This is a genomic window from Pseudomonas sp. BTN1 (assembly GCF_001907715.1).
Taxonomy (GTDB): Bacteria; Pseudomonadota; Gammaproteobacteria; order Pseudomonadales; family Pseudomonadaceae; genus Aquipseudomonas; species Aquipseudomonas paracarnis.
In genome coordinates this window covers 78,013-89,522 of record NZ_MPBM01000031.1, presented here as the reverse complement: position 1 = coordinate 89,522, position 11,510 = coordinate 78,013, and the positions used below count along the sequence as shown (strand labels likewise).

Here is an 11,510-nt window from a genome sequence, read left to right as displayed (position 1 = left end):
CCGCAGCAATGGATATATACCCAATCCAACTGTGTCGCCTGTCAGGCCGCCTTCGCGAGCAAGCCCGCTCCCACAGTTTGATCGCAGGGTGTCAGGTAGATAGGTGTCGGCTGTCAGGCCGTCTTCGCAGGCAAGCCAGCTCCCACATTTGGATCGTGGTGGGTCAGGTAGACAAGCATCGGCCGTCAGGTCGTCACGGGAGCAAGCTCCCTCGCCACAGGGTCAGCTTGGTACCGAAGTTGTGTAGATACCTTGCCTCGTAAGGCCTTCAGGCCTTGCGCAACCAATAACGGTACACGCCAGCGGCCTCTTCTTCCTGGACCAGCGTATGGCCCGCCAGCTTGGCAAAAGTGCGGAAATCGCGCTGGGAGCCTGCATCGGTGGCGATCACTTTAAGCACGGCCCCGCTGGCCAATCGATTGAGTTCCAGCTTGGCCTTGAGCAAGGGCAACGGGCAGTTCAGACCGCTAGCATCAAGTTCGGCGTCAAAGGCGACGGCGTCGGTCATAGTGTTACTCCAGGCAAACATTCGGGCTGCTTAGAATATCTGGTCCCAGGCTCAGTGTCCGGCTACAGTAAGCTCTTTGTCGAAAGGCTTTGTGCATGACTTTTTTGCGCCCTACCCTGCTGACGCTGGCCTGCCTGCTGGCCTCCCCGGCCTTCGCTGACGACCTGCCGTCACTTGGTGATGCCAGTTCTGCCATTGTCTCGCCGCAACAGGAATACCAACTGGGCCGCGCCTGGCTGGCCTACCTGCGCGGCCAGGTTTCGCAACTCAACGACCCGCAACTCAAGGATTACGTTGAAACCAGCGTGTACAAGCTGGTGGAGACCAGCCAGGTCAATGACCGGCGCCTGGAATTCATCCTGATCAACAGCCCACAGCTCAACGCCTTTGCGGCTCCCGGTGGGATCGTCGGGGTCAACGGCGGCCTGTTTCTCAATGCACAGACCGAAGGTGAATACGCGTCGGTACTGGCCCACGAACTGGCACACTTGTCCCAGCGCCACTTCGCCCGAGGCGTGGAAGCGCAATCACGCATGCAACTGCCGATGATGGCCGCCCTGCTTGGGGGCATTATCGCCGCTGCTGCGGGTGCCGGTGATGCCGGTATCGCCGCGATTGCCGGCTCACAAGCCGCCGCGATCCAGGAACAGCGCCGCTTCTCCCGCCAGAACGAGCAAGAGGCCGACCGCATCGGTATTCTCAACCTGGAGAAAGCCGGCTACGACCCGCGCTCCATGCCCACCATGTTCGAACGGCTGATGCGCCAATACCGCTTCGACGCCAAGCCGCCGGAATTCCTGCTGACTCACCCGGTAACCGAATCGCGTATCGCCGACACCCGCAACCGCGCCGAACAAGCCAAACCTGGCGGCAAGGAAGACAGCCTGCGCTATCAATTGATTCGCGCACGGGTGCAGCTCAAATACGAAGACACGCCAGGTCTGGCCGCCAAGCGCTTCCAGGCACAGCTGGATGAAAACCCTAAAAATGATGTAGCGCGTTATGGCCTGGCCATCGCCCAGATCAAGGGTACTCAACTCAAGGAAGCGCGGGAAAGCCTGGCGCCGTTGCTGGCCAAGGCGCCTAACGACATCACCTACAACCTGGCCCAAATCGAACTGGACATCACCAGCAACCGCATGCCGGATGCGCAGCAACGTACCGACCGCATGCTCACCCAGTACCCCAGCAACTATCCATTGAACCAGGTGCGGGTAGATCTGTTGCTTAAACAGAACCGTACCGCCGATGCAGAAAAGGCGCTGGACGGGCTACTCAAGTCGCGGCCGGACGATCCGGACGTGTGGTATCAGGTTGCTGAAACACGCGGTTTGTCCGGCAACATTATTGGCCTGCATCAGGCTCGCGCTGAATATTTCGCATTGGTGGGGGATTTCCAGCAAGCCATCCAGCAGTTGGACTTTGCCAAGCGGCGTGCTGGCAATAACTTCCCGCTGTCCTCGCGCATCGACGCCCGTCAGCGTGAGCTGATCGAACAGGAGCGCCTGGTGAAAGGCATGATGAGCTGAACCCGCCGCCCACAAAAAAGCCCCGCTGCCGTTAACCGGCAGCGGGGCTTTTTTATAGGTCTAGCGGATTACTCAGCCAGCTTGAAGGTGATGAAGCTGGCACGGCCTTGACGCAGGACGCGCATCGACACCGAGCGATTCTTCGGCAACGCCTTGGCGATGTCGGCGAACTCCTTGGTGGTATCGATTGCCTGGTTGTTCAAGTGGGTGATCACGTCACCCGGTTGCAGGCCGATCAAGGCGGCTGGGCCGTCCTGAACTTCCTTGATCACGACACCGCTTTGCAGGTCGAAGGTTTTCTTCTGTTCGGCGGTCAGTTCAACCACGGCGATACCCAGGCGGTTGCTGCTGCGCTCGGCACCTGGCTTGGCGTTGCCCAGGGCGTCCAGGGTCGCGCCTTCTTCCGGAATTGCCCCAACGGTCAGTTCGACGTTCTGGCGCTTGCCGTCACGAATCACTTCCAGCTTGGCTTTGCCGCCGGCCTTGAGCGCGCCGACCAAATGAGGCAAGTCTGCCGACATGATGATCGGCTGGCCGTTCATGCTCAGGATTACATCGCCCACTTTCAGGCCGCCTTTGGCCGCAGGGCCATTGTCCTGAATCTGCGCAACCAGAGCACCGGCCGGCTTGTCGAGACCGAAGGACTCAGCCAGGTCCTTGTTCACTTCCTGGATTACCACGCCCAACCAGCCGCGGCTGACCTTGCCGCCGCTTTTGAGCTGATTGGAGACGTCCATGGCCACATCGATCGGGATCGCGAAGGACACGCCCATGAAGCCACCGGAGCGGGTGTAGATCTGCGAGTTGATCCCCACCACTTCGCCGGCCAGGTTGAACAGCGGGCCACCGGAGTTACCCGGGTTGATCGGCACGTCGGTCTGGATGAACGGTACGTAGTTCTCGTTTGGCAGGCTGCGACCGATGGCACTGACGATGCCTTGGGTAACGGTGTGGTCAAAGCCGAACGGTGAACCGATCGCGACCACCCACTGACCGGCTTTCAGGTCCTGAGACTTGCCCAGCTTAAGCACCGGCAAATCCTTGCCATCGATTTTGAGCAAAGCCACGTCGGAACGTGGATCGGTGCCAATCAGCTTGGCCTTGAGTTCACTGCGGTCGGCCAGGCGCACGAGAATCTCGTCGGCATCGGCAATCACATGGTTGTTAGTGAGGATGTAGCCGTCAGGCGAAATGATGAAGCCGGAGCCCAGGGACTGGGCTTCGCGCTGACCACCGCCGCCACGGGGAGAGCGAGGTTGGGGCATCCCGCGCTCAAAGAACTCGCGCAACATGGGCGGCAAGCCTTCCAGGTCGGGCATCTGCTGGTTCGAGACTTTGCGATCCGGCAGCTTCTGGGTGGTACTGATGTTCACCACGGCAGGCGAGGCCTGCTCCACCAGCTGGGTGAAATCAGGCAGCTCGACCGCTTGCGCAGGTAAGGCCTGACCCAGCACCAGCACTGTGGCGACTATGGATAAGTAAGACTTCAAACGTGGTATCGACATACAGCTCCCGTTACGACGAGCAGGGTTAAGCGACAGGGTTCAATAAACGCCGGATACTGCGAGTGGCATTTTTGCTCCGCGAACAAACAAGGCCAGAGCCATCAAACCCTGACCTATAAAAAACATGGGAAGTTTTTGCAAGTGAAAATGCTGTCCAGAGATTTCATACGCCCAGCACCCAACGAAATTCGGGCCCAGATTGATAGACCAGGATGAACATAAGATTAACAATCTCAGGGCTTGGCGGCGGCTTTTTCACCACGCACCGACAACGCGATACGTTCAGCTGTGCCGATGGGAATTTCGCCCACCACCGTAACCATCATTTCGCCATCCACCGTATTCAATCGCCGGGATACTGCCACGGTCGGCCCAAGCTGAGCGCGGGTTTCATTTACATCAGCGCCGTTGGCTGACTCAAGAAACACCGAAAAACGCGCGAGCCCATCGTCATACATCAGGCTGTCGACGGTAGATTTCGTTTGGGGATCTTTGCGCGTAGCGCTGCTGATCTGTTGGAAACCAGGCGGTAGCCAGTCCAGATGCCACTTTTGCGTGGCAGACATGTCAGGAGATTTAGCGGCGGACATTGTTACCGGCGAACAGTCGCTGCCGGGCTGCAAGCTCTGCTCAGAAGGAGTGGCCGAAGTATCCAGGTGGGTGAACTGAAAACGCTCCAGCAACTGCCCCTGGTCATTTAGCAGCAAGGACTTGAGCGGCAGCGCAGTTTCACGGTCCAAGTGTAATTCAAACCCATAACGGTAGGGGTCACGCGGGCTGATCGACACAATCACCGCATTACGACCGGCCACACGGGATTTGCCAATGACGGCCAGATCATAGAATGAAGTGAGTTTTTTTGGATCAAGAATACGCGAGGGTGCCTCAGGCGAATGACCGAGACCGGCAACCAACGTGCCACTGACACATTGTGCCCGACCATCAACCCTGACCGCTTCTTGGGCGGAGCCGTCAAGTTGCAACAATCGTTCACGGACATGACCATCCTGGACGCGGTGCCAGATGTCATGGGTTGAAAAACTGCCGTTACGTTCGTAGACAAACGTACCTTCGAAGCTTTGCTGCTGCTCTGCACGCCCAAGTCGAGTCAGCCAGTCTTGGGCTTCATCGGCATGGGCGGATAGTGCAAACCAACTACTGAGCAAAAGCGCAAGGAGCGGTATGGCGCGCATAGGGCTCCTTAGCGAATCAGCGGTTTTCCTGGCTTGCTGCGCGAGCGTATGGCAGAGCGCTTTCAGTGCCTTTGGCGGCCGATTCCTGCGCATGTTGACGCAGGTAGCCTGGAAGGCGCTGATCTTGCCAGCCGGATTGCCCCTGAAGTACACCATTGGCCATAGGGCCGGTGGTATCGGTGCTTTCCTTGTAGCCAGCCAGCACGGCCGGGCCTTTGACTTGCGGACCGGCCATGACCGGCTGCTGAGTCTGCTGGGCCAGCTCGTTGCCTGCGATCTCGTCCTGGTTGTACAGGCGAACGCCTGCCAACACAGCAACGGTCACCGAGGCGGCCACTGCCAGACGCCCCAGGCTACGCCATGGACCACGCGAGGCTTTTGCCGGAACGGCTTCATCCGCCAGTGCAGCAGAAACGGCCGCAGCAATATCCAGACGAGGGATTAGGAGATCCTTGTGCATCACCGCCCGAGCGACTTGGTAACGAGACCAGGTATCACGGGTTTCGGCGTCATCAAATGCGTTGAGCACTCGACGAAGTTCCAGTTCATCCGCTTCGTTATCCATCACTGCGGACAGCGATTCCTGCAGGGCATCACGACTCATGGCGGTTCCTCTCTTGGCTGTCGCCGCTGTCTTTAGTTTTCCTGCAACAACGGTTGCAAGGCTTTGTCGATGGCTTCTCGGGCCCGGAAAATCCGTGACCTCACAGTCCCCACCGGACATTGCATGACGCTCGCAATGTCTTCGTAACTCAGACCATCGAATTCACGTAAAGTTAACGCCGTACGCAAATCTTCTGGCAGTTGCTGAATAGTGCGATGAACGGTGCCTTCGATCTCGTCGCGCAGCAATGCACGCTCCGGCGACTCGAGATCTTTGAGGCCGTGATCACCATCGTAAAATTCTGCATCTTCTGAACTGACATCACTGTCTGGTGGGCGGCGACCGCGTGACACCAGATAGTTTTTCGCCGTGTTAATGGCGATGCGGTACAGCCACGTATAAAACGCACTGTCACCGCGGAAATTTCCAAGTGCACGGTAAGCCTTGATAAAGGCTTCCTGTGCAACGTCCTGCGCTTCATGGGTGTCGTGCACAAACCGCACGATCAACCCGAGAATTTTGTGCTGGTATTTCAGCACTAGCAGATCAAATGCTCGCTTATCACCGCGCTGTACGCGCTCGACCAGCTGCTGATCCTCTTCCTGGGTTAGCATGAACACTCCTCGTTGTACTTGAAGGAGGCTTGCATAACTAAACGATCAGGCTTGCAAACATAGACTCGGGCTTTTCGCAAAAGTTCTCCCCCTTCAAGCAAGTTTCCGGCATGCACTGATTTGGCACACACGAAAAACGCAGCACGGTCGGTGCCGGCTGCGCGAATAATCTTGTCGCCGGTTTCGTGACGCGTCCAATGCTCCCGACGGGCCAATAAACTCAACGTTTTCCCAGCTTTCGGGCAACCTGCTATTGAGTCGGGGCTTATGCAAAAAGTTCCCGTCCCGCCAACCGGCCGTTTCCCAACGCTGCGCAGCATAATCTCACAATGCCACGAAGGCGTGGCTATTGTGCCGCTCCACCCCTCTATATACTAGTGGCCCGTGTGACCCTTTGATTCGCCGATCCAGGCGTCCTGTTTGCGCCCCCCTTTGGATCGCTTTTTGCGGAATCCGTCAAATGAGCCAACAGTTTCAACACGATGTCCTCGTCATCGGCAGCGGCGCCGCCGGCTTGAGCCTGGCCCTGACCCTGCCCAGCCATTTGCGTATAGCGGTTTTGAGCAAAGGCGACCTGGCCAACGGCTCGACCTTCTGGGCCCAGGGCGGCGTGGCTGCGGTGCTGGACGACACAGACACCGTGCAATCCCACGTCGAAGACACCCTTAACGCCGGCGGTGGCCTGTGCAACGAAGACGCCGTGCGCTTCACCGTCGAGCACAGCCGGGAAGCCATCCAATGGTTGATCGACCAAGGTGTGCCCTTCACCCGCGATGAACATGCCGGCAGCGACGACGGTGGCTTTGAGTTCCACCTGACCCGCGAAGGCGGCCACAGCCATCGCCGAATCATTCACGCTGCCGATGCCACCGGGGCCGCGATTTTCAAGACCCTGCTCGATCAGGCCCGCCAACGCCCCAACATCCAATTGCTAGAGCAGCGCGTCGCCGTCGACCTGATCACCGAAAAACGCCTGGGCCTGCCGGGCGAACGCTGCCTGGGCGCCTACGTACTGAACCGCACCAGCGGTGAAGTCGATACCTATGGCGCACGCTTCACCATTCTCGCCTCGGGCGGCGCCGCCAAGGTCTACCTCTATACCAGCAACCCCGACGGTGCCTGCGGCGACGGCATTGCGATGGCCTGGCGCTCGGGCTGCCGGGTCGCCAACCTGGAGTTCAACCAATTCCACCCCACGTGCCTGTATCACCCGCAGGCCAAGAGCTTTTTGATCACCGAAGCCCTGCGCGGCGAAGGCGCACATTTGAAGCTGCCCAATGGCGAACGCTTCATGCAGCGCTTCGACCCACGCGCCGAGCTGGCACCACGCGATATCGTCGCCCGCGCCATCGACCACGAAATGAAGCGCCTGGGTATCGACTGCGTGTATCTGGACATCAGCCACAAGCCCGAAGCCTTCATCAAGACCCACTTCCCGACCGTCTACGAACGCTGCCTGACCTTCAATATCGACATCACCAAGGGCCCGATCCCCGTGGTGCCGGCCGCGCACTACACCTGCGGTGGCGTGATGGTCGATCAGCATGGCCGCACCGACGTGCCGGGCCTGTATGCCATCGGCGAAACCAGCTTCACTGGCCTGCACGGCGCCAACCGCATGGCCAGCAATTCATTGCTCGAATGCTTCGTGTATGCCCGCTCGGCGGCAGCGGACATTCTTGAGCAACTGCCGCGCATCCCGGTACCAGCCGCCCTGCCCCGCTGGGATGCGAGCCAGGTCACTGATTCGGACGAAGACGTGATCATCGCTCACAACTGGGACGAGCTGCGACGCTTCATGTGGGACTATGTGGGCATCGTGCGCACCAACAAGCGCCTGCAAAGGGCGCAACATCGGGTGCGCTTGCTGCTGGATGAGATCGACGAGTTCTACAGCAACTATCGCGTAAGCAGAGACCTGATTGAATTGAGGAACCTTGCTCAAGTAGCGGAACTGATGATCAGGTCTGCCATGAAACGTAAGGAATCTCGGGGTCTGCACTACACGTTGGACTATCCAGAGCTGCTGCCAGAGGCGAAGGATACGATCCTTACACCCGACAAATGAGGCACGTTAGGAGCCATAGCGTAGCACCATGGGGCCCCAGTTTGTAACAGCTTTGGCGCACATTTGTCCCAACGCTGAGGTCCTTATCACCTGCCCGCAAGGGTCCTTATCGTGCGCCTGAGCGAGCATGCGAGGGCCTATGGGGGTAAGCGCGCAGGTTAGTAGTTACAGGTGGTCACTCAGATTTTTGTGCCAGATCCTCATGAGGTGCTCTTGAGGCACCCATACAGCCAGAAGGCCACATGAACACCAACGCAGGCCCGTAGGCCGCGCTAAACGTGTCCATGAAGTTGTCCTAAGAGTTAAGGGATCGGTGAACCGTCAGGTTTGTGAGACCGTATTGAGTGGCAATCTCAAGGATGCCCTCATAGGATTTAGGCCAGCCTCCACCACTTGAGTCGTTGGTGGCCCCTGACTGGAGCAGGGCAAAGCAAACGGCTGCATATGGGGTCAGGTGATCGACTTGTATCTTCGTAACCACCCGTTTGTCCTTGTAGGTATAACAGAGAGTAAAACTCATGGCTGGCCTTGCCGTAACATGGTCGATGCCCAAGCATAGCAACTAAACAGCTCGCCCATGAGGCCCATTACGGACCTCATGGATACAGCGGGTGTTACGGCTTGACGACCACACGGGTGATCAGCGGAAAGTCTACGGTCTCGACCTGAAGTTTCTCAGTAGGGTCCGCTGGGTTTGCCAGCTTCAGCTTGACCTTGGCCTGAGCCATTACGTCAGCGATACCGGTGATTTCGATGTCCCAGCCCTGTACCGAGGCGTTACGGCTGGCGAGGATTGACCACACATCACCGTCGTTACCTTCACGGAACGACAGGGAGGCGAAGCCTTTAGGGAGCATGAAGACGCCACGGTTGCCATCCGAATAGAACTGGGTACGGCAGCCCAACAGGTCCTCAATATCATCTACGCCTGCACGCTGGGCAGCACGCTCAAGGATTGCCTGTTCGGTCATGTGCATCAGCAGCACGAAGTCACTCAGGGAGTTGCCCACTGAGTGGTTGATGCTCAGTGTTAGTTGGTCAATCCAATCCTCAGCACGATCACGTGGTCCAGTGCCAGCAATGGTGACTTCCTTGACCTCGACACTTGGGGACTTCAGGAGAATGTCCACGATGGTAGAGCCGCACGCTTTCTCAAAGTCCTGCATGGCCTTATCCAGCATTTGGCCGATGGAGTTGCTGGTGAAACCTGCCACCACATGAGCATCTAACAGAGTCATACGGTGCGAGAAGAACGCGGCGGTATCAGTGGGCTCCGTAAAGATCACGTCACCGGCAACAGCTTCACCCTTTGTAATGGTCGAGGTGTCGTAGATCGACTTACGTGGGTCGAACTCGACGTTGCGGTCGACCATGTTGACCAGTTGCACAGGGGTCGGCTCAGTGCCCTTAGGTCGAAACTCACACGGGATAGCATCAACGGCGTTCTGGTGCCATTCGCCACCATTAAAGAAGTCGTCAAGGACCGCAACGATACCTTCAGCGGCGACGCTGCCGTCACTGCATGGGGCGCTTGTGGATGCCTGGGTGTTGAACTGAAGGTTACCACCATTGCCCCACACGGCCTGCTCATAGGCAGTCGGTGCGCTGTAACGGTCAGTGTTCTCGCGGTGGTCGGCGGATTTGAAAGCGTTCTGTTTACGAGTAGGCATGATTGAGTATCTCCTGAAAGTTTACTTGAAGGGGTTCAACGGGACGCCAACAAGAGCCAGCGCCACCGGAGGCAAGACGGTGTGAGTCAGTAGGTTGCCCGTGAGTCATTCCCACGAGGACCATGAGGACCGGCCATTAGCGGCACGGATAGCAGCACCACGTGCACGGTATTCAGCTTCGCGGGCCTCACGCTTGGCACGGCGACGGGCGACCTCAAGGGCCGTAGGGGTCGCATAGGAAGCAACGCGCTCAGCATGGGCACGAGACTCAGCTAACTGGCGCTCACGCTCGGCTGCTGAATGGGCCTCACGAGCACGAACTGCTCGGACCACAGCGGGGAACGCATCAGCGATCAGACCAGCGTCAAGGTATTGCTTAACGATGGCCTCACGGGCCGAATCATTCTTACCTGCACCAGCGATCAGCCCAGACAGCATCACGCCTTCAGCGAAGGTACGGGTCACGCTCTGGCCTTGGACTTCAACAGTTTCGGGCGTTACGTTTTGAATGTTCAATTGCATGGTAGGTGTCTCCTAAATTCGAGACATTGATTCATGGCCCTGCCGCATAGAGGCAACGTGACCAGATGGCAAGGAGTAGCCGCACGGACCTCTCAAGGACATGATCAATATCTTCTGGGTTTGGGTTGGTGCGATCACGGGTCTGTAACTTGGCGGGGTGTGATCTTGGTGCCGATGGCGGACGGCGTTACAGTAGATGGATGATGCGTTGAGCTTTCCCTAAAGGGACCTTTAAGCGTGCACGGAGTACCGCGTCGATGTGGAGCGATGGTGACCCGATGATCGACTTAACGAAGGCGCTCAGACCGGGGTGATTGGCTTCGAGGTGGGCCAGTAGGGAATCCAAATGGACCCCGCATGATGACTCGCAATAGAAGCTGTTACGGGCACGTCGATCACGCCAGATGCCTCGGAGGGTCAGCAACTTCACGCGGGACGCGGGGGTGACGCACAGGGCATTGAGCTGGTCGAGGAAGGAACTGCTCATAGCTATGCCTCCTTGCATGCACGGCCCCAGCGATCCACACGGGATGCCTGAGTGGCCTTCTTAGCTTTGGCCTGAGCGGCCTTGGCTTCAGCTACGCCGACGTTGATGGTCTCAGTATTTGCACGCAACCAGTCAAGGCCACGGGGTTTGACCCTCCAGCCTTCACGGTTGCCGAAGTCCGATGAGATCGCCACAAAGGCGCCTGATGAGAAACCTTGCTGCTTTGGTCGGATCTGACCAGTACGGCTACCAAAATCGTCACAGACGTGAACGAACATCGCCCCCTTTGCGAGAAATTCAAGAGCAAGTCGAGGCTGTTGAATACCAGCCACACGGCAAGCCTCGGTCCATGTCAGACCCGCGCCGCGAGCCTTCATGTCGAGAGTCGTAGCCTTGGGCATGTTTGCGTCCAGAAGGGCATCTTTATGGCGCAGCTCACGGACGGCACTGTTACGCATGGCGATGAACGCACGAATGACCATCAGGTAAAAGTCGGTTGAAACCCACATGGCGTATGCAATTGCGCCCTCTTCTGTTGCAAGGGTCCCGTTACCGTGGGAGACATGCAAATTTGCATCTTTGATCAGGGCAGCTTGAACAGCATTACGCCACTGACCCGGTTCCCGAACATTCAGAGTCTTGGCGATCTCGTTGAGATTCCACATTCCATCTTCGTTCGGCTTGAAGGTCTGCCCCTCAATCACGATAGGCAGCAGATCAGTTTGGTTATTGGTGTTGGCCAGCATAGTAGTGGACTCCTTTTGAATGCCCCCTGAGTTCGCTCCCACAGGCCGACCGTCAAGGCCCCAC

The 11,510-nt window shown here is 57.9% G+C and carries 11 protein-coding genes; 2 read left to right on the top strand and 9 right to left on the bottom strand.

The window, feature by feature from the left end; genetic code table 11:
* Positions 1 to 268: 268 nt before the first annotated feature.
* Positions 269 to 508, bottom strand: a complete 240-nt coding sequence (locus tag BMH52_RS16325; RefSeq protein WP_057701166.1) for a sulfurtransferase TusA family protein — start codon at positions 506 to 508, stop codon at positions 269 to 271.
* A 95-nt stretch (positions 509 to 603) separates the two neighbouring features.
* Here BMH52_RS16325 and BMH52_RS16320 point away from each other — a divergent pair, with 95 nt between their 5' ends.
* Positions 604 to 2,037, top strand: a complete 1,434-nt coding sequence (locus BMH52_RS16320) for a M48 family metalloprotease (protein WP_003189458.1) — start codon at positions 604 to 606, stop codon at positions 2,035 to 2,037.
* Positions 2,038 to 2,105: 68 nt separating this feature from the next.
* On the opposite strand, the gene BMH52_RS16315 is transcribed toward BMH52_RS16320, so the two are convergent.
* From BMH52_RS16315 to rpoE, 4 genes are all read right to left on the bottom strand, one after another.
* Positions 2,106 to 3,542, bottom strand: coding sequence for a DegQ family serine endoprotease (locus tag BMH52_RS16315; RefSeq protein ID WP_014717365.1), 1,437 nt, complete (start codon positions 3,540 to 3,542; stop codon positions 2,106 to 2,108).
* Positions 3,543 to 3,775: 233 nt separating this feature from the next.
* Positions 3,776 to 4,735, bottom strand: a complete 960-nt coding sequence (locus BMH52_RS16310) for a MucB/RseB C-terminal domain-containing protein (protein WP_072434351.1) — start codon at positions 4,733 to 4,735, stop codon at positions 3,776 to 3,778.
* Positions 4,736 to 4,751: 16 nt separating this feature from the next.
* Positions 4,752 to 5,339, bottom strand: coding sequence for a sigma-E factor negative regulatory protein (locus BMH52_RS16305; RefSeq protein ID WP_003189451.1), 588 nt, complete (start codon positions 5,337 to 5,339; stop codon positions 4,752 to 4,754).
* 32 nt (positions 5,340 to 5,371) lie between these two features.
* Positions 5,372 to 5,953, bottom strand: coding sequence for an RNA polymerase sigma factor RpoE (gene rpoE, locus BMH52_RS16300; protein ID WP_003172477.1), 582 nt, complete (start codon positions 5,951 to 5,953; stop codon positions 5,372 to 5,374).
* Between the two features lie 460 nt (positions 5,954 to 6,413).
* Here rpoE and nadB point away from each other — a divergent pair, with 460 nt between their 5' ends.
* Positions 6,414 to 8,021 carry an L-aspartate oxidase gene (gene nadB / locus BMH52_RS16295; RefSeq protein ID WP_020301035.1) on the top strand — a complete coding sequence of 536 codons (1,608 nt, stop codon included), beginning with the start codon at positions 6,414 to 6,416 and terminating at the stop codon, positions 8,019 to 8,021.
* A 614-nt stretch (positions 8,022 to 8,635) separates the two neighbouring features.
* On the opposite strand, the gene BMH52_RS16290 is transcribed toward nadB, so the two are convergent.
* The 4 genes from BMH52_RS16290 to BMH52_RS16275 form a co-directional block, all read right to left on the bottom strand.
* Entirely contained in the window at positions 8,636 to 9,691 is a 1,056-nt protein-coding gene (locus BMH52_RS16290) for a hypothetical protein (protein ID WP_020301034.1), read from the bottom strand.
* Positions 9,692 to 9,796: 105 nt separating this feature from the next.
* Positions 9,797 to 10,213 (bottom strand): hypothetical protein, encoded by a 417-nt coding sequence (locus BMH52_RS16285; protein WP_020301033.1) that lies wholly within the window; start codon positions 10,211 to 10,213, stop codon positions 9,797 to 9,799.
* 187 nt (positions 10,214 to 10,400) lie between these two features.
* A complete protein-coding gene (locus BMH52_RS16280; RefSeq protein ID WP_020301032.1) occupies positions 10,401 to 10,700 on the bottom strand; it encodes a hypothetical protein in 300 nt (99 codons plus the stop codon).
* Positions 10,701 to 10,702: 2 nt separating this feature from the next.
* Complete coding sequence (locus BMH52_RS16275; protein WP_046784948.1) at positions 10,703 to 11,446, bottom strand: hypothetical protein; 744 nt, start codon at positions 11,444 to 11,446, stop codon at positions 10,703 to 10,705.
* Between the last annotated feature and the right edge of the window lie 64 nt (positions 11,447 to 11,510).

What these genes read in the sequence shown, in the direction of transcription:
- rpoE (WP_003172477.1), bottom strand. Translation starts at nt 5,953, where the DNA reads ATGCTAACCCAGGAAGAGGATCAGCAGCTGGTCGAGCGCGTACAGCGC.
- BMH52_RS16315 (WP_014717365.1), bottom strand. Translation starts at nt 3,542, where the DNA reads ATGTCGATACCACGTTTGAAGTCTTACTTATCCATAGTCGCCACAGTG.
- nadB (WP_020301035.1), top strand. Translation starts at nt 6,414, where the DNA reads ATGAGCCAACAGTTTCAACACGATGTCCTCGTCATCGGCAGCGGCGCC.
- BMH52_RS16320 (WP_003189458.1), top strand. Translation starts at nt 604, where the DNA reads ATGACTTTTTTGCGCCCTACCCTGCTGACGCTGGCCTGCCTGCTGGCC.
- BMH52_RS16325 (WP_057701166.1), bottom strand. Translation starts at nt 508, where the DNA reads ATGACCGACGCCGTCGCCTTTGACGCCGAACTTGATGCTAGCGGTCTG.
- BMH52_RS16285 (WP_020301033.1), bottom strand. Translation starts at nt 10,213, where the DNA reads ATGCAATTGAACATTCAAAACGTAACGCCCGAAACTGTTGAAGTCCAA.
- BMH52_RS16275 (WP_046784948.1), bottom strand. Translation starts at nt 11,446, where the DNA reads ATGCTGGCCAACACCAATAACCAAACTGATCTGCTGCCTATCGTGATT.
- BMH52_RS16290 (WP_020301034.1), bottom strand. Translation starts at nt 9,691, where the DNA reads ATGCCTACTCGTAAACAGAACGCTTTCAAATCCGCCGACCACCGCGAG.
- BMH52_RS16280 (WP_020301032.1), bottom strand. Translation starts at nt 10,700, where the DNA reads ATGAGCAGTTCCTTCCTCGACCAGCTCAATGCCCTGTGCGTCACCCCC.
- BMH52_RS16310 (WP_072434351.1), bottom strand. Translation starts at nt 4,735, where the DNA reads ATGCGCGCCATACCGCTCCTTGCGCTTTTGCTCAGTAGTTGGTTTGCA.
- BMH52_RS16305 (WP_003189451.1), bottom strand. Translation starts at nt 5,339, where the DNA reads ATGAGTCGTGATGCCCTGCAGGAATCGCTGTCCGCAGTGATGGATAAC.